The organism is Neobacillus sp. PS2-9 (genome assembly GCF_030915525.1).
Classification (GTDB): domain Bacteria; phylum Bacillota; class Bacilli; order Bacillales; family Cytobacillaceae; genus Neobacillus.
Window position 1 is genome coordinate 1,271,541 of record NZ_CP133269.1, and the last position, 23,815, is coordinate 1,295,355.

Annotated in this window: 26 protein-coding genes and 1 riboswitch; of the genes, 14 read left to right on the forward strand and 12 right to left on the reverse strand. The window is 39.2% G+C overall.

Annotation, left to right across the window (positions count from 1 at the left end):
- Window positions 1-150: 150 nt before the first annotated feature.
- Both RCG25_RS06255 and menC read left to right on the forward strand, forming a co-directional pair.
- Entirely contained in the window at window positions 151-1,647 is a 1,497-nt protein-coding gene (locus RCG25_RS06255; RefSeq protein WP_308082802.1) for an o-succinylbenzoate--CoA ligase, read from the forward strand.
- A complete protein-coding gene (gene menC, locus RCG25_RS06260) occupies window positions 1,647-2,753 on the forward strand; it encodes an o-succinylbenzoate synthase (RefSeq protein ID WP_374121064.1) in 1,107 nt (368 codons plus the stop codon). The genes RCG25_RS06255 and menC overlap by 1 nt, the downstream gene beginning before the upstream one ends.
- 48 nt (window positions 2,754-2,801) lie before the next feature.
- Here menC and RCG25_RS06265 read toward each other — a convergent pair whose 3' ends face one another.
- The 4 genes from RCG25_RS06265 to RCG25_RS06280 all read right to left on the reverse strand — a co-directional run bounded on the left by RCG25_RS06265 (window position 2,802) and on the right by RCG25_RS06280 (window position 6,538).
- Complete coding sequence (locus RCG25_RS06265) at window positions 2,802-2,963, reverse strand: DUF1540 domain-containing protein (protein ID WP_308082804.1); 162 nt, start codon at window positions 2,961-2,963, stop codon at window positions 2,802-2,804.
- Window positions 2,964-3,049: 86 nt separating this feature from the next.
- Entirely contained in the window at window positions 3,050-4,099 is a 1,050-nt protein-coding gene (locus RCG25_RS06270) for a cytochrome d ubiquinol oxidase subunit II (RefSeq protein ID WP_308082805.1), read from the reverse strand.
- 14 nt (window positions 4,100-4,113) lie between these two features.
- The gene (locus RCG25_RS06275; RefSeq protein ID WP_308082806.1) at window positions 4,114-5,475 is read right to left on the reverse strand and encodes a cytochrome ubiquinol oxidase subunit I; all 1,362 of its coding nucleotides are present in this window, start codon (window positions 5,473-5,475) and stop codon (window positions 4,114-4,116) included.
- 118 nt (window positions 5,476-5,593) lie between these two features.
- Complete coding sequence (locus RCG25_RS06280; protein WP_308082808.1) at window positions 5,594-6,538, reverse strand: metal ABC transporter solute-binding protein, Zn/Mn family; 945 nt, start codon at window positions 6,536-6,538, stop codon at window positions 5,594-5,596.
- A 209-nt stretch (window positions 6,539-6,747) separates the two neighbouring features.
- Here RCG25_RS06280 and RCG25_RS06285 point away from each other — a divergent pair, with 209 nt between their 5' ends.
- Window positions 6,748-7,320 (forward strand): beta-class carbonic anhydrase, encoded by a 573-nt coding sequence (locus RCG25_RS06285; protein ID WP_308082809.1) that lies wholly within the window; start codon window positions 6,748-6,750, stop codon window positions 7,318-7,320.
- On the opposite strand, the gene yidD is transcribed toward RCG25_RS06285, so the two are convergent.
- Complete coding sequence (yidD, locus tag RCG25_RS06290; RefSeq protein WP_308082810.1) at window positions 7,317-7,544, reverse strand: membrane protein insertion efficiency factor YidD; 228 nt, start codon at window positions 7,542-7,544, stop codon at window positions 7,317-7,319. The two genes, RCG25_RS06285 and yidD, sit on opposite strands and share 4 nt — an antisense overlap.
- A gap of 141 nt (window positions 7,545-7,685) precedes the next feature.
- Between yidD and RCG25_RS06295 the strand changes: the two genes are divergently transcribed.
- Window positions 7,686-8,159 (forward strand): S-ribosylhomocysteine lyase, encoded by a 474-nt coding sequence (locus RCG25_RS06295; protein ID WP_308082811.1) that lies wholly within the window; start codon window positions 7,686-7,688, stop codon window positions 8,157-8,159.
- Between the two features lie 33 nt (window positions 8,160-8,192).
- Here RCG25_RS06295 and ytzI read toward each other — a convergent pair whose 3' ends face one another.
- Both ytzI and RCG25_RS06305 read right to left on the reverse strand, forming a co-directional pair.
- Window positions 8,193-8,366 (reverse strand): YtzI protein, encoded by a 174-nt coding sequence (gene ytzI, locus RCG25_RS06300; RefSeq protein WP_308082812.1) that lies wholly within the window; start codon window positions 8,364-8,366, stop codon window positions 8,193-8,195.
- Window positions 8,367-8,495: 129 nt separating this feature from the next.
- Window positions 8,496-8,753, reverse strand: a complete 258-nt coding sequence (locus tag RCG25_RS06305) for a DUF6154 family protein (protein ID WP_308082813.1) — start codon at window positions 8,751-8,753, stop codon at window positions 8,496-8,498.
- Window positions 8,754-8,967: 214 nt separating this feature from the next.
- Between RCG25_RS06305 and RCG25_RS06310 the strand changes: the two genes are divergently transcribed.
- Together RCG25_RS06310 and ytkD are read left to right on the forward strand one after the other, a co-directional pair.
- Window positions 8,968-9,291: a hydrolase gene (locus tag RCG25_RS06310; RefSeq protein WP_308082814.1), complete on the forward strand. Its 324-nt coding sequence runs from the start codon at window positions 8,968-8,970 to the stop codon at window positions 9,289-9,291.
- A 91-nt stretch (window positions 9,292-9,382) separates the two neighbouring features.
- Window positions 9,383-9,856 carry an RNA deprotection pyrophosphohydrolase gene (gene ytkD, locus RCG25_RS06315; protein ID WP_308082815.1) on the forward strand — a complete coding sequence of 158 codons (474 nt, stop codon included), beginning with the start codon at window positions 9,383-9,385 and terminating at the stop codon, window positions 9,854-9,856.
- 21 nt (window positions 9,857-9,877) lie between these two features.
- Here ytkD and RCG25_RS06320 read toward each other — a convergent pair whose 3' ends face one another.
- The 3 genes from RCG25_RS06320 to RCG25_RS06330 are packed head-to-tail and all read right to left on the reverse strand — an operon-like array spanning window position 9,878 to window position 12,479.
- On the reverse strand, window positions 9,878-10,684 hold the full coding sequence (locus tag RCG25_RS06320) for an ABC transporter permease (protein ID WP_308082816.1): 807 nt from the start codon (window positions 10,682-10,684) through the stop codon (window positions 9,878-9,880).
- Entirely contained in the window at window positions 10,665-11,441 is a 777-nt protein-coding gene (locus tag RCG25_RS06325) for an ABC transporter ATP-binding protein (RefSeq protein ID WP_308082817.1), read from the reverse strand. Before RCG25_RS06325 ends, RCG25_RS06320 begins: the two co-directional genes overlap by 20 nt.
- Window positions 11,442-11,462: 21 nt before the next feature.
- Window positions 11,463-12,479, reverse strand: coding sequence for an ABC transporter substrate-binding protein (locus RCG25_RS06330; RefSeq protein WP_308082818.1), 1,017 nt, complete (start codon window positions 12,477-12,479; stop codon window positions 11,463-11,465).
- Window positions 12,480-12,605: 126 nt separating this feature from the next.
- Between RCG25_RS06330 and RCG25_RS06335 the strand changes: the two genes are divergently transcribed.
- The 4 genes from RCG25_RS06335 (at window position 12,606) to RCG25_RS06350 (ending at window position 15,262) form a co-directional block, all read left to right on the forward strand.
- Complete coding sequence (locus RCG25_RS06335) at window positions 12,606-13,400, forward strand: alpha/beta hydrolase family protein (protein ID WP_308082819.1); 795 nt, start codon at window positions 12,606-12,608, stop codon at window positions 13,398-13,400.
- A 37-nt stretch (window positions 13,401-13,437) separates the two neighbouring features.
- Window positions 13,438-13,680 (forward strand): DUF2584 domain-containing protein, encoded by a 243-nt coding sequence (locus RCG25_RS06340; RefSeq protein WP_308082820.1) that lies wholly within the window; start codon window positions 13,438-13,440, stop codon window positions 13,678-13,680.
- Between the two features lie 114 nt (window positions 13,681-13,794).
- Window positions 13,795-14,319, forward strand: coding sequence for an RNA polymerase sigma factor (locus RCG25_RS06345; RefSeq protein ID WP_308082821.1), 525 nt, complete (start codon window positions 13,795-13,797; stop codon window positions 14,317-14,319).
- Entirely contained in the window at window positions 14,300-15,262 is a 963-nt protein-coding gene (locus RCG25_RS06350; RefSeq protein ID WP_308082822.1) for a hypothetical protein, read from the forward strand. The genes RCG25_RS06345 and RCG25_RS06350 overlap by 20 nt, the downstream gene beginning before the upstream one ends.
- Before the next feature lie 172 nt (window positions 15,263-15,434).
- On the opposite strand, the gene pckA is transcribed toward RCG25_RS06350, so the two are convergent.
- Complete coding sequence (gene pckA, locus RCG25_RS06355; RefSeq protein WP_308082823.1) at window positions 15,435-17,021, reverse strand: phosphoenolpyruvate carboxykinase (ATP); 1,587 nt, start codon at window positions 17,019-17,021, stop codon at window positions 15,435-15,437.
- A 185-nt stretch (window positions 17,022-17,206) separates the two neighbouring features.
- Window positions 17,207-17,352, forward strand: a riboswitch (SAM riboswitch).
- Between the two features lie 275 nt (window positions 17,353-17,627).
- Between pckA and metK the strand changes: the two genes are divergently transcribed.
- Window positions 17,628-18,830: a methionine adenosyltransferase gene (metK, locus tag RCG25_RS06360; RefSeq protein ID WP_308082824.1), complete on the forward strand. Its 1,203-nt coding sequence runs from the start codon at window positions 17,628-17,630 to the stop codon at window positions 18,828-18,830.
- A 259-nt stretch (window positions 18,831-19,089) separates the two neighbouring features.
- The gene (gene asnB / locus RCG25_RS06365) at window positions 19,090-20,994 is read left to right on the forward strand and encodes an asparagine synthase (glutamine-hydrolyzing) (RefSeq protein WP_308082825.1); all 1,905 of its coding nucleotides are present in this window, start codon (window positions 19,090-19,092) and stop codon (window positions 20,992-20,994) included.
- A 244-nt stretch (window positions 20,995-21,238) separates the two neighbouring features.
- Here the strand turns inward: asnB and RCG25_RS06370 are convergent, their stop codons facing one another.
- Window positions 21,239-21,751, reverse strand: a complete 513-nt coding sequence (locus RCG25_RS06370; RefSeq protein ID WP_308082826.1) for a gamma carbonic anhydrase — start codon at window positions 21,749-21,751, stop codon at window positions 21,239-21,241.
- Between the two features lie 141 nt (window positions 21,752-21,892).
- On the opposite strand from RCG25_RS06370, the gene RCG25_RS06375 reads away from it, so the two are divergent.
- Entirely contained in the window at window positions 21,893-22,696 is an 804-nt protein-coding gene (locus tag RCG25_RS06375; RefSeq protein ID WP_308082827.1) for an alpha/beta hydrolase, read from the forward strand.
- An 18-nt stretch (window positions 22,697-22,714) separates the two neighbouring features.
- Window positions 22,715-23,797: a tetraprenyl-beta-curcumene synthase family protein gene (locus RCG25_RS06380; protein WP_308082828.1), complete on the forward strand. Its 1,083-nt coding sequence runs from the start codon at window positions 22,715-22,717 to the stop codon at window positions 23,795-23,797.
- Window positions 23,798-23,815 lie beyond the last annotated feature (18 nt).

The following is a 23,815-nucleotide window of genomic DNA, read 5'->3' on the forward strand; positions in this document are numbered from 1 at the left end:
GACTCCTGTGGGAGTACGGTTCAGGGGAGACCCCGCAGGCGCAAGCGCCGAGGAGGCTCGCCGAAACGCCCACGGACCGCTCGAGCCTGGAGCGGAAATCATCAGACAATTTTAACAAAGCCTAATAGAAAAAATGAAGGCGATGATTTAATGCAATACGAGACTATTCCTAACTTCATAAAGAAACGAGTTTTTTTAACGCCGGATCGGACGGCAGTTTATTTTAACGAGCAGACCTTAACCTTTAAAGAACTTTATGAACGTTCCTTTAAGGCTGCAGGGCAGCTTCAGGCACTAGGAGTGCAAAAAGATGATTACCTAGCTGTTTTATTAAAAAATCATCTAGATACCATTGTGATCTTGTTTGCCCTTCAGTTATTAGGGGTAAAAGCAGTTATTTTGAATAACCGTTTAACACCAGCAGAATTAGTATGGCAATTGAAGGATTCAAAAGCAGCCTTTCTCCTTGTTGAAGACTCGTTTTCAGATATAGAACAAGCCATAAGAATCGAAATACCATCTCTAGCTACAATGACAAAAAGTGGCTTGTTTAACGTGGAAGCAAAAACTCCCGTAATACAGGAGGAAATCAACTTATCAGATACCTGTACGATCATGTATACGTCAGGAACAACAGGTCATCCAAAAGGAGTTATACAAACCTATGGGAACCACTGGTGGAGTTCGGTGGGATCCGCATTAAATTTAGGATTTATGGATAGTGATTGCTGGTTATGTGCGGTTCCACTGTTTCATATCAGCGGATTCTCCATTTTAATGCGGAGTGTCATCTATGGCATGCCTATTGTATTACATGAAAGCTTTGATGTGGAACAAACGATTGAAGATATTACCACTAAAAAAGTCACCATCATGTCTGTCGTAGGAACCATGCTAACCAGGATTGTTGATACACTGCAGGAGAGGCGTCTCCCCCCTCTTTTTCGCTGTATGCTACTGGGCGGAGGACCTGCACCGTTACCATTATTGAAATCTTGTTTGGAGAAGGATATACCTGTATTCCAAACATATGGAATGACGGAGTCCTCCTCACAAATCGTGACACTTTCCCCCGAATATAGCTTAACTAAGCTTGGTTCGGCAGGTAAGCCTTTGTTCCCGGCACAGCTTCAAATCAGGCTGGAGGACGGTCGGAAAGCTGAAGCAGGGGAGGTAGGAGAAATTGTTGTTAAAGGACCCAATGTTACTCCTGGCTATTTAAATAGACCGGATGCCACAGAAGAAAAGGTTCGCAATGGTTGGTTTTATACCGGAGATATTGGCTATCAGGATGAGGAAGGGTTTTTATTTGTAATCGACCGACGTTCTGATTTAATTATTTCAGGGGGAGAAAATATTTATCCAGCTGAAATTGAATCGGTCCTGCTCGCCCATTCGGATGTGGCCGAAGTTGGTGTAACCGGGGTAGAGGAAATGAAGTGGGGACAGGTACCCGTTGCGTTTATAGTATGTAGGGAAGGCAGAAAAGTAGAGGTGGATGATCTCAAACAGTTTTGTTTGCAGCACCTAGCAAAATATAAGGTTCCAAAAGCATTTTATTTTACCGAAAGTCTCCCAAGAAATGCTGCAAAAAAATTACTGCGAAGAAATCTCAGAGAATGGCTGAAAGAAGGAAAGGACATATGATGGAGATTGCGTCAGTTGAACTTTTTGTCATTCAGATGCCCTTAAAATCTCCTTTTTTAACTCATTTAAGTACCGTTGACACTCGAGAAGGAATCATTGTAAAGGTAACAAATAAAGAGGGGATATCAGGGTATGGGGAAGGTGTAGCTTTTTCATCCCCATGGTACACAGAAGAAACAGTTTCAACCAGCTTACATATGTTAACGGATTTTTTCATTCCAATATTGAAAAAACATCCAATTATCCACCCGGAGGATATTCATACCCTTTTTCGTTCTATTAGAAGAAATCATATGGCAAAGGCATCATTAGAAATGGCCTTATGGGACTTATATGCGAAAATTCACTCATACTCTTTGTCAAACATCCTTGGCGGAACCTGCTTACAGGTTGCCTCAGGTGTGGTAGTAGCAACAGATTCAACTTCAAAAGCATTACAACAGATTGAACAATATCTTGATGAAGGATATCAGCGTATTAAAGTTAAGATTCATCCGAACCAGGATTATTCCTTCCTGTCAGAAATTCGTCGTTTTTACCCAGACATCCCGATTATGGCGGATGCTAATTCTGCGTATACATTAGAAGATATCGACCGCTTAAAAGCCCTAGACGATTTTAATCTACTGATGATTGAGCAGCCGCTTGCACAAGATGATATTCTAGAACACTCCTTGCTTCAAAAAGAACTGAAGACTCCCATTTGTTTGGATGAAAGCATTGTCAGTTTTGAAGATGCAAGAAAGGCAATCGAGTTCGGCTGCTGTAAGGTGATCAACATCAAAGTGGGACGAGTGGGAGGACTGTATGAGGCCAAACGAATCCATGACTATTGTTATGAAAGAGATATCCCTGTTTGGTGTGGCGGCATGATTGAATTTGGTGTATCTCGTGCTCACAATATTGCGCTTGCTTCCCTTCCTGGATTCACCATACCAGGAGATATCAGTGCATCGAACCGTTTTTGGGAGGAAGACATCATCACTCCGGAAGTTGTCGTGGAAAATGGATTTATTACCGTACCGAATCAACCAGGTATTGGTTTTAATGTAAATGAGAAGAGACTTAATGAGATTCTTCTAACCAAAAAGACTTTTCAATTCTAATACGAAAGAACCAGCCTACGTGTCGGCTGGTTCTTCTTTTATCCTCGATTAAGATAATCCGCTTGGTTCAAATGTTTTACAATCCGTTTCCCTATTATTATCAGCTGTATCACCAGTATGGCTGACTACATAAATTTGATCCGCACTACATCTATTTCCCTTCGCCCAAAACGAACAGTTATTTACTTCACATAACACATCTTTAGCCATTGAAAGTATCACTCCTTATTGGATTTTAAGATACAGGAATAGCATTTGATGATTTCATGGAAAACATGCCTGCCAGAATAGGGATATTACTTTTTAGGAATGCTTGTTTTGCTTTGTCTTAAATAGCGTTTATCATTCATAAATAAGCTCCAAAAGTAAATAAAACCAGGAAACAAAATGGCGAAACCAACAATATAAGTAATAAAAATAGCCCGAAAAGAATTAGGGTCAGTAAAAGCAGAATGAATCGTCACTTCAGGATAGACGATATAAGGCAAATGCGCCTTGCCATATACATAACTGGCTACTAAATATTGTGCAGTTATGGCAATAACAGATAGTCGAGGCCAGCCTGGTGTCTTTGTCTTTTGAGATGGCAACAATAAGCCAAGCCCACCGACTAAAAAGCAACCAAGTGATAGGTAAAGTAGTGGAAGGTCTTTCATCATTTTTCCATAAATCCAAGCTGCCTCATTTTTTAATGTAAACATAATTAGAAATGCCATTATTAAAGAAATGGGACCAATAAACAATGCATCTCTCCGATAGACCCGGTAAGCCTCGAATTCCTCAGAGGCTTTGGAATAGTCCGCTAATAGAAGTGAGGATAGGAATAGAGTACTTGTTAGGGCAAATCCGAAAAAAGCATATTCATTGGGGCTCGTAAACATTCCAGCTAAATCTAAGGTTTGCCGGTTCCCTGAGAAATCCACATAGTTTCCATGAGTAATGGGGAGTACACTAATTAATAATCCTGGTATGAGTATACCTGAAATACCAGAAATGTATGTAAGTGGCTTTTTGTACTCTTCAGCTATATTAGAAAAGACCAAAAACGCACTGCGGATTGAAAGCAGTAATAAGATTAGGCTCCCTGGTACTAATAATATTGTACCCAGCGTGTAGGCACCTCTCGGAAAAAGACTGTAGACGGCAACAACAAGTGCTACAATAAACGTATTGGTTACCTCCCATGTCGGGGATAGGTAGCGGTTAGCAATGCTTGTTGCTGTTGCTTTTCTACCGTTAATGTAGAACATCGACCAAAATCCTGCGCCAAAATCCATTGTGGCCATAACAGCATAGATGAACACAAATCCCCATAATACTGTTATTGCAAGATAAACATCCAACATATTGTTCCACCTTCTTATGAATTTGAACTAAACAGTGGTACTCCTTTTTGGTCTGCACGGTTTAGGTCATCAATAACGCTATTTTTCTTGAAATAATACCGAAGGACAAATAGAACTGAAAAGGCTAAAATCGCATAGACAATCGCAAACAGGATGAATAATATTCCCAAATTGGTTGCAGTAGTGACGGAATCCTTCGTAGAAAGCACATGATAAATAGTCCATGGCTGCCTTCCTGTACAAGCAAAGACCCAACCAAATTCAATTCCTAAAACCGCCAAAGGGCCAGAAAGCACGTAGAGCCACATTAACCATTTCGGAAAGTGGTCTTTTTTAAATACTCGTTTCCATGCAAGTCCAACAAAGGAAAGGAGTATGAGTAGGGAACCGATACCTACCATTCCATTAAACAGGGTATGAACAAACAGTGGCGGCCAGTGTTCTTTAGGGAAATCGTGTAACCCTTTAACAACGGTATTAAAACTATTTCCAGCTAAAAAACTTAGTGCCCATGGGATTTCAATCGCCCCTTTTATGGTCTCTGTTTCTCGATCTGTAATTCCACCAATCGCAAGTGGTGCATGGGACTGAGTTTCAAATAATCCTTCAGCAGCCGCCAGCTTCTCTGGTTGGTATTCATGAAGAAGTTGGGCAGATTCATGCCCATTAAGAGCAGTTAATAAGGAAAAAAGGCCGCCAACGATAAGACTCAGCATCAAGGCTTTTTGATGGAATTGATAAACTCTTGAAGAACGATCTGCTTTTAGCATTTTGTATGCTGAAACCGTTGCTACAATGAAGGCCCCTGTTGTATAAGCAGATAGTGCTACATGACCGGCGGTTACGAAAAAACTTGGATTAAAGAAAGCTGCCCATGGATCTACATCTACAATCTTTCCATTGACGATATTAAAACCTGCTGGTGTCCCTTCGAAGGCATGGACATTGGTAATCAATACAGCTGACCCCATTGCTCCAATGGCAACGAGGAGTAAACTCGTAATTCTCATCCATGGGGCAATGCGCTCTGCGGCATAGACATAGATGGACATAAATAAGGCCTCTATGAAGAAAGCATAAATCTCAATTTGAAAGGGTAATGCCATTACCTTTCCAATCACTTCCATGAACCCGGGCCATAGCAAGGACAGTTGGACCCCGGCGATGGTACCGGTAGGAATGCCTACACCGAGAAGAACGGCGAATGCTTTTGTCCATCTTTTAGCCATAACAACATACTCAATATCCTTGGTCTTTTGATAAATGAGCTCTGCAGTCAAAATCATAAAAGGTAATCCAACCCCAATAGTAGCAAAGATAATATGGAAGCCCATCGTTGTTCCAAATAGACTCCTTGCGATTAATAAATCTTCCATGTGAATCTCCCTCTCTAGTTAAACACGTATGAATGTATTGTTTACATGTTAAGGAGGAATATGTAAATATTTCTATTCATATAAAAAAAACCTCCCGAAGGAATCGGGAGATAGACCATTAGTTATTCAGTGCAGTTTTTAATGATTCTAGATTTTTAGACATTAAAGTAAAATAGGTTTCCTTGTTCTTGATGTTGTCTTTGGTCAGGATAGCAAGGTTGTGAATCGGCAATGCTCTTGCTCCAATTTCCTTTTGAACGACTCTTCCTAGTTTCGATTGGACATTTTGTTCGAAAAGAATATAGTGTAAGCCGTCATGATCAGCAATTGAGATTATTTTTTCAAGTTCTTTTTGTGTAGGTTCATTCGTTGTTGAAAGTCCGGAAATACTAATTTGTTCAATCCCATACCGTTTTTCCCAGTAACCAAATGCAGCATGGGTAACGATTATTTTTTTATGTTTTGCAGTTGAAATCGTCTGCTGATATTGGGTATTGAGTTCATCTAGTTCAGTTGCCAGCTTTTGATAATTGGCCTCAAAAAGGTCTTTATTTTTCGGCATTTCTTTAGTTAATCTATCACGAATTACGGCTGCCATTTCCTTTGAATAGATAGGATCAAGCCATACATGTGGGTTAACATCACCATGGTGCTCATGGTCGTCTGTCTCTTCTTCGTGAAGAGTGCTATCTTCCTTTGGCAGTTGAAGTTGATCCGCAACAGACACCAACTTTACATTTTCATTTTTTAATGTACCTTCTGCCTTTTCTACAAAGCCTTCAAGTCCAAGTCCAATATAGAATAATAAGTCTGAATCAGCCAAATTCATCATATCTTTTTGGGATGGCTCAAAAGTATGTTCATCGGCACCTGGTGGATAAATGGTTTTTACATCGACCAAGTTACCTCCAATCCGTTCTGTAAAATATTGCAAGGGGAAAACCGTTGTATAAATCGTTAATTTGTCTTTTTTTGATTGTGACGGTTGGGTACCGTCAGAACATGCAGATAAAATAAGTGTTAATAGCAACAACAGAGAAAGTAGTAGAATAATTTTTTTCATAAAAACTCCTCATCCTATATTTAAATCGGATTTATTACGATTTGTTTGTCAAAAAAAATTTAGAATAGTAATAAGAAAAAATAGTGTATAATACGGAACGATTCCGATTTCCTCTAGTATCTTACAAAAAAAAAACTATAAATGCAAGTATAATATTTGTTTCAAACTAGGCATATTATGTATGCTTAGATAGAAGGGTGGGATTATTAATGGAAAAATCAACAATATTAAATGAAATTTTAGAGTTTAATCATCAATTTGTCGAAAAACATGAATATGAGAAATATGAAACAACCAAATTCCCAAATAAAAAAATGGTCATCCTTACTTGTATGGATACACGTTTATTGGAATTATTGCCTAAGGCTTTAAACTTAGGTAATGGGGATGCGAAGATTGTTAAAAATGCAGGAGCAATTGTCTCACATCCGTATGGAAGTATTATGAGGAGTATTCTCATCGCTTTATATCAATTAAAAGCGCAGGAGGTTTTAGTAATAGCTCACCATGATTGTGGAATGAGTGGTATGAAGGCAGAACCTGTGATTGAGAATATGAAGGAGCGGGGGGTTTCTGAGGAAACGTTCAATATACTTACATATTCTGGGATTGATATTAAACAATGGTTGCATGGTTTTGATAATGTAACAGAGAGCGTAGAAAATAGTGTAAGCATTATTAAAAACCATCCATTAATGCCGAAGGATGTTCCGGTTCATGGCTTAGTCATTGATCCGAAAACAGGAAAACTAGATTTAGTTGTCGATGGGTACAAAAATTAATGCTTCTCTTTATCAGGAACAGGATCTAAGCCTCCTGGATGAAAAGGATGACACTTTACTATCCGTTTGATGGTAAGCCAGCCGCCCTTGAAGGCACCAAACCGTTGAATAGCCTCTAAACCGTAATGAGAACATGTGGGATAGAAGCGGCATGTTGGTGGTTTGATGGGTGAAATTACAATTTGGTAAAAACGAATGAATGAAATAAAAATTTTTTTCAACACGGCTTTCACTCCCTAATTACGATTAATGTAAACATACCATATTTTATAATGTACGTCTAAATGCTTAACTGTACTAAGTAGATGAAAAAACTTGGTTTTTGCGGTATAGTAGTAGGTAGATTATAAAAGGAGTGATTCTTAATGCCTTCAGTTGAAAGCTTTGATTTAGATCATAATGCTGTTAAAGCCCCTTATGTAAGACATTGTGGTGTTCATAAGGTAGGTAGTGACGGGATTGTAAATAAATATGATATTCGTTTTTGCCAGCCAAACAAGCAAGCTATGAAACCAGATGCGATTCATACATTGGAGCACTTGCTTGCGTTTAATATTCGCAAGCATTCAGAGAAGTACGATCACTTTGATATTATTGACATCTCACCAATGGGCTGCCAAACAGGATATTACCTAGTGGTAAGCGGTGAACCAACGGTAGAGGAGATTATCGATCTTCTTGAGGATACTATGAAGGATGCAGTTGAAATCATTGATATCCCTGCTGCAAATGAAAGACAATGCGGTCAAGCAAAACTGCATGATTTAGAAGGTGCAAAACGCTTAATGCGTTTCTGGCTTGAGCAAAGTAAAGAGGATTTAAAACAGGTATTTGCATAAAAAATATAAAGAGGCTGACTCGGGTCAACCTCTTTATTTCGGCTTATTTTCCTGATTACTCTCTTGTTTATTCAGGTGGTCAATATGAGCATTTTCTTCTAAAGAATCGATTGTATGTTTATAGGAATAGGCCTTGGAAGTGGTTACTACAGCTAATAGTAAAACAACAATGACAATGACAATACAAACGACAAATACCGTATACAAAGCTATGGCCTCCTTGACTCCTTGTTCTTCTCCCATTGTATCATGAATAGACCTTTATTGATAAAAAACAATTAAAAAGGAAGCTGATTGGACAGCCTCCTTAATCTGATTTTCCAATGGTATGTACAATCAATGAATATTTCTAGGATAATAAGTATTTGTGCGAAGTTGCCCATATTCTTCCTGTGCAAATTTCCCTTTAAGACTTTCTATTAAGTAAAGCCCCATTAAATCATACAGTTCTTGTTTATCCATTTCTTGAATTAAGGCTAGAAGATCTTCATGTGTCATTTCTTCTAAAAAGGCAAATGTAAGCATATCAATATCCTCTTCGTCACCAGTTAGCTTATTTCGATACATTTCATATAACTCATCGACCAATTTCAATTGCCACACCTCCTTAGAATAATCATTTACATTCATAACTTATTGAATTCCCATATTAAGATAAAATAAACCCTTGGAAAAAATTGACTGAAAAATCTGTTTTCTTGATTGTATGCTCATTATAGCGTATTCATATCTAAAAAAAAGTCGAAATTTGAAAAAGAATAAATTTTTCTCATTTGTGGACTACTATAGGTAAAAGGGGATGACATTGATGAGTGAGCAAAAGAAAACGTATTATATAGATGTTGGAACGGGTGAAATTTCACAAAGTGCCACTAGCTCGACATGGAGTTATAAAATTCAAGCTGACGATGAAGAAATAACCCAGCTGCGCGAACTGTTTGATGAAAATTACTCCACTGAGTGGCAGAACTTTTTTAGAGCCCATGTTCCTTATGTTCAGTATCATTATGACAGAGAAAACGATGCGTATGATCAAACTATTCAGAGAGTATATGGAATGCTCCACAAATTAGGCGATGACGAGGCAAAAAATCATATTGATAGTATGAATATCTTACCTAAACAAGAATAATGGCAAGTAACAGGCTGACTCCTTAGTTTTTGAGTCAGTCTCTTTTTTCGCTTATAATAAAAGTATATTGAAAAAATAGGGCGGTTTTTTAATGATACAGTTTTTCGATCAGAATAGAAATAAAGTAGAACTTGATTTCAAACAAAAAGCCTTTAAAGAAGAGGCCAAACATGTACTGGTTATCTGCCAGCAAGGGGACAAGTGGCTTTTAACGAATCATAAGAAAAGAGGCCTCGAATTTCCTGGTGGAAAAGTAGAACCCTTTGAAACCCTTGAAGAAGCAGCAAGAAGAGAGACCTTTGAAGAAACAGGTGCCATTTTGGGACAACTACAATTTGTTGCAGAGTATAAAGTGAGCGATCAAAACAGTTCATTTGTTAAAGCAGTTTTTTGGGGACAAGTAAAAGAAATGGATAGGACGAACAACTATCATGAAACAAATGGGCCTGTCATGCTCGAGGGAGATGTATTGGAATTAAGAATGGGAAATCAGTTTAGTTTTATTATGAAGGATCAAGTCATTGAAGAATGTATCCATCATATTAACCAAAAATCAAAAGAATAGTGGAAGCCTCTCCGCAATCCACTACTCTTTGATTAGTTTCTTTTCCAACAATTCAACCAACTGATACATAAGCGTGGCAACTACAGCAATCACTAAAAGTGATAAGAATACCAGTGTAAAATTAAACACTTGGAAACCGTAGATAATCATGTATCCAAGTCCACGGGAAGAAACAAGAAATTCTCCAACAATAACACCTACCCAGGATAGACCGACATTTACTTTTAAAGTAGAAATCATCGTCGGAAAGCTTGCAGGTAAAATAGCTTCCTTAAAGCACTGAAGACGTGATGCCCCAAATGTTTGCAATACCTTTAAGTAGTTGGGGTCTACCTCCTTAAAGGACGTATACACTACAATAGTGGTAATGATGATAGAGATGATCGCACCCATGGCAATGATAGAAGGATACCCAGGGCTCAAGGCTACAATTAATATCGGTCCCAGTGCTACTTTGGGCATAGCATTTAAAATAACCAAATAGGGATCGAGGATCTTTTGTATCCTAGGTGACCACCAAAGGACGGCAGCCAGTATGGTTCCTAATAAGGTTCCAAGAATAAATCCACAAATGGTCTCCGTTAAGGTGACACCTAAATTGGATAGTAATGAACCATCTTGGATTTTATCTAAAAATAAATTCCATATTTTAGATGGGGAACTAAAGATCAATGGATCGATCCATTGCTTTTGACTGGATAGTTCCCAACTAGAGAAAAAGGCGATAAAAATAACAGCTTGATAAAATCGGATCCATCTTTGTTCAATTTTTAAAGTATGAATGTACTTTTTATGGAGGAGTGCTACCTTATTCTTGTTCTGGTTCAAGAGATTCCAACTCCTTCCATATCATTTGAAAGATATCTGGATACAATTCATGATTCCTTGCTTCAAAGGGTGACAGCCTTTTTAACTCCTCAGGCATTTCAAACGTCTTGTAAATCCTTCCAGGACTTGGTGAGAGCAAATAGACACGATCACTCATCGCAATGGCTTCGCCAATATCATGGGTAACAAGAATGGCTGTTTTACCAAAGGTTTTTAATGTTCGTGAAACCAGGTCCTCAAGTTTAAGCTTTGTTTGATAATCAAGTGCAGAAAAAGGTTCATCAAGCATAAGCAGTTTTGGTTGTGTCGCTAGTGTCCGAACAAGGGCGACCCTCTGTCGCATGCCGCCAGATAATTGCTTAGGGAGTTGCTTCTCCACTCCACTTAAGCCAATTTGCTCAAGTAAGTCTAAGGTACTTGCTCTCGTTTGTTTATTTAACTGATTGGATAATATCAGCCCGATCAAGATATTTTCCTCAATCGTTTTCCAAGGGAACAAATAATCCTGCTGAAGCATGTAGCCAATTTCATTTTTAGCGGTTGAAACGGGTTGACCCTCTAACAATATCGTTCCTTGTGTCGGTTTAAGTAAACTGGATATGATCGATAGCAAGGTGGTTTTTCCACAGCCACTAGGGCCGAGGAGGGAGATAAATTCTCCTTCCTCAACTGTTAGTGAAATATCGGAGAGGGCCGTGGTGGCATTAGCTTTGGTAAAATATATGTGCTGGACATCTTGAATGGTTAAAAAACTCATATGGACGGCCTCCCTATCCTATTATTTTTTGATTACTTTTGAAGCGATTTCCGTATTCACTAGGGTTTTATGATCCACCTCTTTTGGAAGCTCGCCAGCTTCGTTCATAATGTTTTGGAGATTATTCCATTCTTCTTCGTCTAGGATAGGATCTGTGGCAAAGGAGCCTTGGCTTTTATAACGGTCAACAACGGTTTTCATAATCTCAAAATCTGTGTCAGGGAAGTATGGTTCTACGGCCTTAGCAATTTCTTCGGCACTGTGGGATTCTACCCATTGCTGGGCTTTATAAATGGCTCTCGTGAATTTTTCAACCGTACTCTTATGTTCTTTCAAGTAGCTTTCCTTGGTCATGAATGTTGTATAAGGGACATGGCCGGATTCTTTACCGAAGGAAGCAACAATGTGACCTTTACCCTCTTTTTCAAAAATGCTCGCTGTTGGTTCAAATAGCTGAACGAACTCACCTGTGCCAGAGGCAAAAGCATTCGCAATATTGGCAAAATCGATGTTTTGGATGAGATTTAAATCCTTTTGTGGATCGATTCCATGTTTCTTAAGAACGAACTCACCAACCATTTGAGGCATACCGCCTTTGCGCTGACCTAAAAAGGTTTTTCCTTTTAGTAAATCCCAAGAGAAATTGTCAATTTTGTCTCTTGAAACAAGGAAAGTGCCATCTGTCTGGGTGAGTTGGGCAAAATTGATTACTGGGTCATTAGCCCCTTGAGCGTAGACATAAATGGATGTTTCCGAGCCGACTAGTGCAATATCTGCCCCTCCAGAAAGTAAGGCCGTCATCGTCTTGTCACCGCCAGCTGTCGTTGCCAGTGTGACGTCCAAGCCTTCCTCTTTAAAAAATCCTTTAGATAGGGCAACATATTGAGGGGCATAGAAAATGGAACGTGTCACTTCTGCAATACGAACCTTTTCTAGTTTCTTTGGTTCATTCGTGGAATCATTATTACAAGCGGCTAATGAAATCATAAGTATACCGATAAGAAGAAAGGAGAAACTGAATCTTATCCATTTTTTCATACAAAAAAACCTCCTTATTTCCGTAAAGGAATCTGGGCTAATTGCCTAAGATATCGTATGAAGTTGAGAAAAATGTGTGAATGCCTAGGAACAAATAATTTCTTAATATACAAGGGAAGAATTGAAATGAACAATGACAATAATGGAAAAATACTTGAGAGCTATCGCTTTCCATCTCCAAATCCAAAAGTGGAATTAAGGGTGATTACCTACCTATCTGGTGGTTTACGCGTAAAAGGGATGCTGGCTGAGCCGGTTGAAGAAGGAGTATATGATGGACTGCTTTATTTACGTGGAGGAATAAAAAATGTGGGAAAAGTAAGGCCAGCCCGAATTGCTCAGTTTGCGGCTGAGGGTTTTATCGTTTTTGCTCCTTATTATCGTGGCAATCAAGGTGGCGAAGGGAATGAAGATTTTGCAGGGGAAGACCGGGAAGACGCTTTTTCTGCTTTTTCACTGTTAAAATCACTACCTAGAGTCCGTCAAATCCATATTTTTGGTTTTTCGCGCGGCGGTGTTATGGCCCTTCTGACAGGCATAAATTTTCCAGAGGCAGCATCTGTAGTCACCTGGGGTGGGGTCAGTGATATGTCATTAACCTATATGGAGCGCCTTGATTTACGAAAAATGATGAAACGGGTTATTGGTGGGACGCCTGAAAAATATCCTGCACGTTATCAGGAAAGGACTCCACTTTACCAATTGGAACAACTTACGGCCCCAGTACTGATCATTCACGGTGTGAACGATCACAACGTCACCGTTGAGCACTCCTATCGATTAGAGAGGCGGCTTAGGGGCTTAAACAAAGCAGTCGAATGTTGGTATTTTGATGAGTTTACACACTATTTTCCACCTGCAGTAAATAGAAAAGTCGTGGAAGATGCCACAAAGTGGATGAAAAGGCAAGGCAAAAGATGATAAAATACAATTAATACAAGCAGAGGAGCGGATTGCTATGGGTATGCCCCTTGAGTTAAATACGATGATTGTAACAAAAGGTAGAGAGAAAAGGGTGGAGGAAAATCTTTTTGTAATGGAAAAAGAAGGCTACAGACTCTATCCGATTGACATTCCCATTGATGTGAGAAAAACGATGGACAGCGATTCAAGCGGGACAGCTATAATCAAGAAAGTGGAGTGGCAGCAAGGCAATACCACTATTACATATCAATTAGTTTCCTTAAACTCTACGAATTAAGCGGGTAAAAAGTTACCTGCTTTTTTTTTTTGAAAAAAGTGTAAGAAAAAGTTTGGAAGGTACGTCTTATTAGTAGTTAACAACAAATGGTAGACAGAGAAAGGGGGAATTTGGTTGGAACGGACCCATCAAATAGAGAAATGGTTCATCGACTACGAAAAGGATGTCACAAATTATCTCGTATATTATACGGGTACCACCGATGTAGAGGACTTGGTCCAAGAGACATTCTTGCGGGCGATTAGAGCTATAAACCGTTTTAAAAATGAATCCAGCCCCAAAACATGGCTGATCTCCATAGCGCGCAATACTGCTATTGATTTTTACCGAAAGAAATCGGGCTGGAACAGATTGAAACAATTGATAAATCTCGAAGCACCCGAACTTCGGGAACAAGGGGCTGAAGAGAAAGTAGTTAAAAAAATGGAATATACCCATTTATATGAGGCAATTAATGCTCTAAAACCCAACTATCGAGATGTCATCCTACTTAGAGGCATTAGTGAGTTGTCTTCACAGGAAGCGGGTCAGGTTCTTGGGTGGTCAGAAAATAAAGTGAACGTGACTTTTTACCGAGCTGTCAAAAAACTAAATGATCGACTTAAGGAGGGGGAGCAGTTTGAGTCAATTATCGGATAAAGAACTACTTAAAGTGATGGCGGATTTCCCTAAACATGAGTTAAACACGAGGCAGAGGACAGAAATGTTAAAAGTTCTTGGTGAGTCCGGCAGTCGTAAACAGCGCAACCAATTTAATTTTCAAAGATTTGCTGCATGGGCTGCTGTATTTGTCTTGATTCTAATTGCCCCGATTCTATATTTTTCAAGTAGCAAGGAAAACGATGCTATTCGAACAGGCTCAAAAGGGGAAACGAGTAATCAAGTAGAGCAGGGGGACTTCTTTGCGCTGATGGATGAGAACGGTCCACATTATGTAGACAGCAATTACGGCATTCCTAATAAAGTCAGTTTGTTGGCACCAACCGAATGGATTGCGAAAGATAAGCGCTCAGTATCAAAAATCATGATTTATTTATGGGGAGACTACCAGAAGGATTTTGCCAATAAACCGCTTAAAGTGGATGCTGTTCATGTGAAAACAGGTGTAAAGGAACATCTAGCAACAACCGTGATATCTGGTGGCATGTATGGGTCTGATGGCCATGCCATGACAAGTTTCGAGCCATTTACTGATTCTGGCGTATACAACCTTACCTTTACTGCTGGAAATAAAAAGGTAGGTACATTCTCCATTTATGTGAAGGAACCTTATATTAAAATAGGGAATTCTACTTTAATGATCTCACAAGAAGATTTATACGCTGGTTTTTATGAGGATGCTGTGATTGAAGTTGAAGGTGACAATCTTCCAACTGAAATTGAACTAGAGTTATTTCAAATAGAAAATGCTGAAGTGACTACCTTTACATTTAAAGACAAAACAGACTACACAACAACTGACGGTAGAAAGGTTTCTTTATATACAGGTGATTTTCAAATTAAAAAGAGCGGCAAATACCGATTTAGCGTGTTAAAACATTCGGAGGCTGTAGAAGTTAGAAAGCCCATATCAAATGAATGATATGGGCTTTTCACACATTATAGGAAAGTTAAAATTCGACTTCGAGAATTGTCCAGCTCCAGCGCCTAGCCCCTCGGGTCAAATAACCTTCTGCAATAAAAGTCAAAGAGCGACTTTTTTGCAGAAGAACATTTGCCTGTCGGGGCTGATCAAGGCGCTTGCGCTTTTCTTATTAGGCTATTGGACCGCCTTTTTCTTCAATTTCAACGGATACATCCGTGAATTTTCTGAAGTTTTCGCGGAACTTTGCTGCAAGTTCTTTTGCTTTCTTTTCATAGGCATCTGGATCTGACCATGTTTTACTTGGCTGTAATACTTCATCAGGAACACCGGCAATATGAAGTGGAATATTTAAACCGAAGATTTCATCTTTCGTTGTCTCAACATGGTTTAATTCCCCTTCAAGTGCCGCTTGAATCATGGCTCTTGTGTAAGCGAGCTTCATTCTGCTTCCAATTCCATATTCTCCGCCAGTCCAGCCTGTATTCACAAGGAATACGTTCGCATTATGCTCAAGAATTTTTTCACCGAGCATGTCAGCATAGCGAGTAGCAGGAAGCGGTAAAAATGGTGCACCAAAGCAGGTTGAGAACGTTGCCTCAGGTGAGGTTACACCACGTTCGGTACCGGCAAGCTTAGACGTATACCCACTTAAAAAGTGATACATAGCCTGTTCTTTTGTTAATTTTGAGATAGGAGGTAATACCCCGAACGCGTCTGCAGTTAAGAAGACAATTGTATTTGGGTGTCCGGCAATACTTGGTTTGGCAATATTATCAATGGCATCAATTGGATATGCTGCCCTAGTATTCTCTGTTAACGTTCCGTCATCATAATCAGGGACCCGCGATTCCAGGTTAAGCGTTACATTTTCAAGAACAGTTCCAAACCGAATGGCATCAAATATTTGCGGCTCTTTTTCCCTAGAAAGATTGATGCATTTCGCATAGCACCCTCCCTCGATATTAAAGACACCGTTTGATGACCAACCGTGCTCATCATCACCAATCAAACGGCGATTTGGATCAGCGGATAAAGTAGTTTTTCCTGTTCCTGATAGACCAAAGAATAGAGCGACATCTCCCTCAATTCCTACATTTGCAGAACAGTGCATGGAGAAAATATTGTTTTCCGGTAATAAGTAATTCATTACGGAAAAAATGGACTTTTTCATTTCACCTGCATATTCAGTCCCACCGATGAGAACAATGCGGCGTTCAAATGAGATGATGATAAAGGTTTCTGAATTGGTTCCGTCGACCTTAGGATCTGCCTTAAAATTAGGTGCTGAAATTACCGTAAATCCTGGGTCATGCGATAAAAGTTCATCCTCTGATGGACGTATAAATAGTTGATGAACAAAAAGATTGTGCCAGGCAAATTCATTCACTACTTGGATAGGCAATCGGGATTTTTTATCTGCCCCTGCAAATCCTTTAAACACAAAAATCTCTTCTTGTTGTTTTAAATAATTTAGGACTTTTTGATAAAGTTTCGTAAATATTTCTTCAGATATAGGTTGATTCAACGAACCCCAAGCAATCTTATCCTTTGTGGACTCTTCCATCACAACGAATTTATCTTGAGGTGAGCGGCCTGTATATTTACCAGTTGAAACGCTTACAGCGCCAGTCGAAGTTAAAGAACCTTCGTTACGACATAAGATCTTTTCTACTAACTGGGGAACTGATAATTGCACGTGGACATTACTTTCTGATAACATTTGTTTTAAGTCATTGGGAATATGAACAGAATTCATCTACTGCAACCTTCCTTTTTCCATGTTTTTAATGGTAATAATTTAATAAAAAGTATAACACATTTATTCAAATAATCTATACTAATTAATGAAAAATAGGTTGTATGGATTAAATTTAAATTTCTTGAAAAATGCATTGACATTGTTCGACAGTGTAGGTTATTATTTACCCTTGAACGGATACTCTCTTATCCCGAGCTGGTGGAGGGACAGGCCCAATGAAACCCAGCAACCTGCAAACGAAAGCAAGATAGTAGTAGGTTTTCTTCTATTATTATTTTCGGGCAAAGGTGCTAAACCTGAAGCAAGGCCTAGCCTTGAACGATAAGAGTGAAAGGCGCGCAAAACTTTTGCTATCAACCTTTCCTCAGAGATGGAAAGGTTTTTTGTTTGCAAATGATTTCGTGCTATATAATCGCTTCTATTTATTCCATCGTTAGAATTTTCTATGGGGTTATTGCAGAATATTGTTTAATTAATAAAAACCCTGTATTTATTTCATACTACTAAGGGAATGAGTTCCGTATCAATCCGAGGTTAAACGGCAAGGTCATTACATACCCACACAGATAACCTCACTTATCTCACTATATAGGAGGAATTCAGATGTCAACAAAACGTCGTTTGTTCACTTCTGAATCAGTAACTGAAGGTCATCCCGATAAGATCTGTGACCAAATTTCTGATTCCATTTTAGATGCTATTTTAGCAAAAGATGCTAATGCACGTGTTGCTGCTGAAACTTCAGTTACAACTGGTTTAGTTTTGGTTGCTGGCGAGATTACTACTTCAACTTACGTGGACATTCCAAAAATTGTTCGTGAAACAATTAAAAGCATTGGTTACAATCGTGCAAAATACGGATTTGACTCCGAAACATGTGCAGTTTTAACTTCTATCGATGAACAGTCTCCTGACATCGCGATGGGTGTTGACCAAGCGCTTGAAGCTCGTGAAGGCCAAATGTCAGATGAGCAAATTGAAGCAATTGGTGCAGGCGACCAAGGTTTAATGTTTGGTTTCGCATGTAATGAAACAAAGGAGCTTATGCCGCTTCCAATTTCCCTTGCGCACAAGCTTGCACGCCGTTTAACAGAAGTTCGTAAAGAAGAGCTACTTCCTTACCTACGTCCAGATGGAAAGACACAAGTAACAGTTGAATATGATGAGAACGATAAACCAGTTCGTATTGATACAATCGTTATTTCTACTCAACACCACCCTGAAGTTACATTAGAACAGATTCAACGTAATCTGAAAGAGTATGTGATCAATCCGGTTGTTCCACAAGAATTAATCGATGAAAATACAAAATACTTCATTAACCCAACAGGCCGTTTCGTTATCGGCGGACCACAAGGGGATGCTGGTTTAACAGGCCGTAAAATCATTGTTGATACTTACGGTGGCTATGCACGTCACGGCGGTGGCGCATTCTCTGGTAAGGATCCTACAAAGGTTGACCGTTCTGCCGCTTATGCAGCACGTTATGTAGCAAAGAATATTGTTGCTGCAGGACTTGCTGAGAAGTGTGAAGTTCAACTTGCTTACGCAATCGGTGTAGCAAGACCGGTTTCCATTTCTGTTGATACGTTTGGCACTGGCAAAGTAAGTGAAGATGTATTAGTTGATTTAGTAGAACAAAACTTTGATCTACGCCCAGCTGGTATCATTAACATGTTGAACCTTCGCCGTCCTATCTACAAGCAGACAGCAGCTTACGGACATTTTGGCCGTACAGATGTGGATCTTCCTTGGGAGCGTACAGACAAAGCAGACACATTAAAAGAACAAGCAGCAAATCACTAAAAATCATTCGCCCTCAAGCGAATACCCTAATAGAAGGGAGTTGCATTTTAAATGTAACTCTCTTTTTCTTTTTTCGTCTAAATGGTTGGTACGTAATTGGTTATTGGAATAAAATGTTTAAGTAGGTCTAAAGAAGTGAAAAATGATAGTACGAAAATTACCTATAAGTTCACAGTGTTATTTTAATAAAAAAGTGGTAGTATTATAGAGATGTTTTTTAGAGAATGTTTAATTTAGATTGGAGTAGGTGAGGTACATAATGTGTGGTTTTATCGGTTGTGTACACGACAAAACACAAAACTTTAGTGATGAACAAAAACAACTATTTAAAAATATGAACGATATCATTACCCATCGTGGACCGGATGATGATGGTTTTTATTATGACGAACATATTCAATTTGGATTTCGCCGTTTAAGTATTATTGATATTGAGAGTGGACATCAGCCATTAACATATGAAAACGAACGTTACTGGATTATTTTTAATGGTGAAGTTTATAACTATGTCGAGCTTCGTGAGGAATTGGTAAAAGAAGGCCTTTCGTTTGCAACGAGCTCTGATACTGAGGTTATTATTGCCTTATACAGTCATTTAAAAGAGAAAGCAGTGGAAAAGCTGCGTGGAATGTTTGCTTTTATCATTTGGGATAAACAAGAGCAAAGATTATTTGGTGCCCGTGATCCGTTCGGTATCAAACCATTCTTTTATTTAGAAGACGGTGAGAAAACCTTCTTTGCTTCAGAAAAGAAAAGTATCTTGCTTGCACTTGAAAATGATGTTTTAGACTATGATTCTCTTCAGCATTATTTAACGTATCAATTTGTTCCTGAACCCAATACCTTATCAGAAGGGATTAAAAAGCTTGAGCCAGGTCATTATTTTACAAAAAAAATTGGCTCACCAATGGAAATTAAGCGCTATTGGAAGGCACATTTTAGTCCTGTTCAAAAATCAGAGAGTGACTTTACAAAAGAAATTCGTGATATTTTATTCGATTCAGTCGAAAAGCATATGCGTAGTGATGTACCAGTAGGTTCCTTCCTATCTGGTGGAATCGATTCGTCTATAATTGCTTCTATTGCGAAAGAGTTTCATCCTGCCATTAAAACCTTCTCTGTTGGTTTTGAACACAATGGCTTCAGTGAAATTGATGTGGCAAAAGAAACAGCGGAGAAACTGGGTGTAGAAAATATCAGCTATGTGATTACTCCTGATGAATATATGAATGAAATTCCAAAAATTATGTGGCATATGGATGACCCCCTAGCAGATCCTGCCTGCGTACCACTTTACTTTGTTGCTCGCGAAGCGAGAAAACACGTAACCGTTGTTCTCTCAGGTGAGGGCGCTGATGAATTATTTGGCGGCTATAACATCTACCGTGAGCCACAAGATTTAGAGATTTTCAACAAAATTCCTCGAGTAGGGAAAGTCCTTCTCAAAGGAATTGCCAATATGATGCCAGAAGGCACTAAAGGAAAGAGCTTCATTGAGCGTGGTGTAACTCCTATGGAAGAGCGTTACATCGGAAATGCCAAGATGTTCACCGAAGAAGAAAAACGTGATTTATTGAATGTGTATCATGAAGGACTAAAGTATACAGACATTACTAATCCTCTTTATGCAGAATCGAGAGGATATGATCCAGTGGATCGAATGCAGTATATTGATATCCATACATGGATGCGCGGAGATATTCTTCTAAAAGCGGATAAAATGACTATGGCTCATTCGTTAGAGCTTCGTGTCCCTTTCTTAGATAAGGCCGTTTTTGAAGTGGCATCTAAAATTCCGACAAGCTTGAAAACTGCTAATGGCACAACAAAGTATATCTTGCGCAAGGCAGCTGAAGGTGTTGTTCCAGAGCATGTTCTTAACCGTAAGAAGCTTGGATTCCCTGTTCCAATTCGTCATTGGCTAAAAAATGAGATGAACGATTGGGCGAAAAAAATAATCCGTGAAAGTAATACGGATCATTTAATCAATAAAGCGTATGTATTGCAATTGCTTGAAGACCACTGTCAAGGTAAGGCGGACAACAGCCGTAAGATTTGGACGGTTCTTATGTTTATGGTGTGGCATCAAGTGTACGTTGAAGATGTTTATTCTTTTCAACGTGACTTTGCACAGAAAAAAGTATTAGAATCACTAAAACATTAATATTTAGAGGCTGACTCTTGAGCATTGAGTCAGCCTCTTTTTATTTTTAGGCTCTGTTAAACTTGCCTGTTGATTTCCGCTCCAGGCACTTCGCTTTCCGTGGGTGTTTCGGCGAGCCTCCTCGGCGCTAGCGCCTGCGGGGTCTCCCCTGAACCATACTCCCACAGGAGTCTTCGTGCCTTCCGCTCCAATCAACAGGGTGTAAATATCAACACTGTTCTTTAACGCAGCCTATTTTTAAAATTTATGATTGAAGTGACTTATAATATTGGGCCTTTTCTGCATATTCTGTATAGATTCTTGTCATATCTTTTATATCTTCTTCTGTTAATTCTCTAATAACTTTTGCTGGTCTGCCAAATGCTAAGGTATTAGGAGGAATTTTTTTACCTTGAGGAACAAGGCTGCCTGCACCTATAAAGGCACCTTCACCAATTTCCGCTTGATCGAGGATAATGGAGCCCATGCCAATTAAAGCTCGTTTTCTAATGATGCAGCTGTGAAGGATAACCTGATGACCGATGGTTACTTCATCCTCTAAAATTAGCGGGTTATTAGGGCTTTGGTGTAAGATAGAGTTATCTTGGATATTTACCTTATTGCCAATTCGGGTGGGGGCAACATCCCCTCTAATGACCGAGTTAAACCAAACACTGGACTGCTCACCAATTTCAACATCACCAGTAATCGTTACATAATCGGCAATAAACGCTGACTCAGCGATTAATGGATACTTATCTTTATAAGGGTAAATCATTCTGTTCGCTCCTTTTTTACAATGATATCTTTATTGTAGCGAATGCATGACCGGGAATTCAAAAAATTCATCTTTTTTAATGACTATAGTAAAATAAACTTTTCAACAAATAGCAATTACATTTTTCTAGGGGGAAAATATATGTGGAAGTGGGAAGCGGAAGGGGAGGCAAGAGCAGTCATTGTGATGGTTCATGGTGCCATGGAACATCATGGGCGTTATGGCTGGCTGATTGAAATGTGGCGTTCATCGGGCTTTCATGTAATTATGGCCGATCTTCCCGGTCAGGGTATGACAACGAGGGCGAACCGTGGCCATATCGATTCCTTCGACGAATACATTTATGAGGTAAAGGATTGGATTCAGGCGGCTTACCGATATGATTTACCTGTATTTTTATTAGGCCATAGTATGGGGGGATTAATTTCTATCCGTTTATTACAGGAAGAAAAGCTAAACATTGCTGGTGTCATTTTGTCATCACCATGTTTGGGCCTGGTTAAATCCCCATCTAAAGTTATAGACATTCTATCTTACGGTTTGAATGTGGTATTCCCATCTTTACGGATGAATTCAGGCTTAACGGTTCAAATGGCGACTAGAAATGAAGATGTGCGAGAAGCGGATTCCAATGATACCCTATACGTTACAAAAGTCTCTGTCAGATGGTATAGAGAGTTAGTTGCTGCCATGAAGCAGGCATTCGTAACTATGGATCAAACACAGGATATTCCCATGCTGGTGATGCAGGGTGGGGATGACTTGATTGTCAATAAGGCAACCGTTAAGGAATGGTTTAATCACGCCCCATTATCCGAAAAAAGATTTAAGGAATGGCCAAAATGCTATCATGAAATCTTTAATGAGCCAGAGCGGGAAGAAGTATTTGAATATGCCAAGGATTTTGTAAACAGTCAACTAAAAGCAATTGGCTATATCGTATAGAAAGGTGGATTTTTTTTCATGATGCCAATCACCCTCATGTCCAGGGTTTATCGCAAAGTACTTCCAGCAGTCCATCAAGAATTGGCCTATTGGAAAAGCCGAGCTGAGAAAATCCCGAATCCTGAACTAAGGGCACAGGCCCTGGCGAGTATAGAGCATAAAACCTTCCACTGTGAAGGAGGAGCCATCCTTGCTCTAACTGCCAAAGGAGAATATAGAAAAGCAATAAAATTCATAGTGGCCTACCAAACGATCAGTGATTACTTAGATAATCTTTGTGACCGAAGTACGTCTCTTGATCCTATCGATTTTGCTGCCCTGCATGAATCTATGTCAGATGCGCTGGTTTTACACGCTGAAGAGAAAAACTATTACCGGTTCCGTGAGGACCAAAACGACGATAATTACTTGCATGATTTATCGGAAACCTGCCGATCAGTATTACGGGAATTAAAACATTACGACAAGATCAAGGATTATCTACTTGAACTATGCCAGTATTATTGCGACCTGCAAATAAATAAACATGTAGTTCACGATGAACGTGTCCCACGTCTGGAAAAATGGTTTAATCACTACCAACAACAGCTGCCTGAAATGGAATGGTATGAATTCTCGGCATGTTCAGGTTCTACATTGGGGATCTTTTGTTTAGTCTCCTATGCTATGCGTGACGATTTTAAGACCAGCGATGCTGAGAACATTCGCAAAGGGTATTTCCCTTATATTCAAGGCTTACATATCTTGTTGGATTATTTTATTGATCAAGAAGAGGATATTGCCGGAGGAGACTTGAATTTTTGTGCTTACTATGAAAATCAAGAAACTCTCTTTAATCGTTTAAACCATTTTGTTATGGAAGCAGATAGGCACACTGAGTTTCTCCCTCATAAAAAATTTCACCAGCTGATCAATCGCGGTCTGCTAGGGATCTATTTATCAGATGAGAAAGTACGAAAGCAAAAAAATGTCCGTAAGCTGGCAAGAGGAATGATTAAATCGGGTGGGTGGGTTAGTTATTTCTTTTATTTTAATGGACTTGCCTATCGGTCGATTCAAAAATCTGTACCATCCTTTGTGATAAGATTAATGACAAAATAAAAGAGGCGACTTTTTCAA

Bases quoted from the DNA above. Each gene is read 5' to 3' on its own strand.
- RCG25_RS06255 (WP_308082802.1), top strand. From the start codon at position 151: ATGCAATACGAGACTATTCCTAACTTCATAAAGAAACGAGTTTTTTTA.
- menC (WP_374121064.1), top strand. From the start codon at position 1,647: ATGGAGATTGCGTCAGTTGAACTTTTTGTCATTCAGATGCCCTTAAAA.
- RCG25_RS06265 (WP_308082804.1), bottom strand. From the start codon at position 2,963: ATGGCTAAAGATGTGTTATGTGAAGTAAATAACTGTTCGTTTTGGGCG.
- RCG25_RS06270 (WP_308082805.1), bottom strand. From the start codon at position 4,099: ATGTTGGATGTTTATCTTGCAATAACAGTATTATGGGGATTTGTGTTC.
- RCG25_RS06275 (WP_308082806.1), bottom strand. From the start codon at position 5,475: ATGGAAGATTTATTAATCGCAAGGAGTCTATTTGGAACAACGATGGGC.
- RCG25_RS06280 (WP_308082808.1), bottom strand. From the start codon at position 6,538: ATGAAAAAAATTATTCTACTACTTTCTCTGTTGTTGCTATTAACACTT.
- RCG25_RS06285 (WP_308082809.1), top strand. From the start codon at position 6,748: ATGGAAAAATCAACAATATTAAATGAAATTTTAGAGTTTAATCATCAA.
- RCG25_RS06295 (WP_308082811.1), top strand. From the start codon at position 7,686: ATGCCTTCAGTTGAAAGCTTTGATTTAGATCATAATGCTGTTAAAGCC.
- RCG25_RS06310 (WP_308082814.1), top strand. From the start codon at position 8,968: ATGAGTGAGCAAAAGAAAACGTATTATATAGATGTTGGAACGGGTGAA.
- ytkD (WP_308082815.1), top strand. From the start codon at position 9,383: ATGATACAGTTTTTCGATCAGAATAGAAATAAAGTAGAACTTGATTTC.
- RCG25_RS06325 (WP_308082817.1), bottom strand. From the start codon at position 11,441: ATGAGTTTTTTAACCATTCAAGATGTCCAGCACATATATTTTACCAAA.
- RCG25_RS06330 (WP_308082818.1), bottom strand. From the start codon at position 12,479: ATGAAAAAATGGATAAGATTCAGTTTCTCCTTTCTTCTTATCGGTATA.
- RCG25_RS06335 (WP_308082819.1), top strand. From the start codon at position 12,606: ATGAACAATGACAATAATGGAAAAATACTTGAGAGCTATCGCTTTCCA.
- RCG25_RS06340 (WP_308082820.1), top strand. From the start codon at position 13,438: ATGGGTATGCCCCTTGAGTTAAATACGATGATTGTAACAAAAGGTAGA.
- pckA (WP_308082823.1), bottom strand. From the start codon at position 17,021: ATGAATTCTGTTCATATTCCCAATGACTTAAAACAAATGTTATCAGAA.
- metK (WP_308082824.1), top strand. From the start codon at position 17,628: ATGTCAACAAAACGTCGTTTGTTCACTTCTGAATCAGTAACTGAAGGT.
- asnB (WP_308082825.1), top strand. From the start codon at position 19,090: ATGTGTGGTTTTATCGGTTGTGTACACGACAAAACACAAAACTTTAGT.
- RCG25_RS06370 (WP_308082826.1), bottom strand. From the start codon at position 21,751: ATGATTTACCCTTATAAAGATAAGTATCCATTAATCGCTGAGTCAGCG.
- RCG25_RS06375 (WP_308082827.1), top strand. From the start codon at position 21,893: ATGTGGAAGTGGGAAGCGGAAGGGGAGGCAAGAGCAGTCATTGTGATG.
- RCG25_RS06380 (WP_308082828.1), top strand. From the start codon at position 22,715: ATGATGCCAATCACCCTCATGTCCAGGGTTTATCGCAAAGTACTTCCA.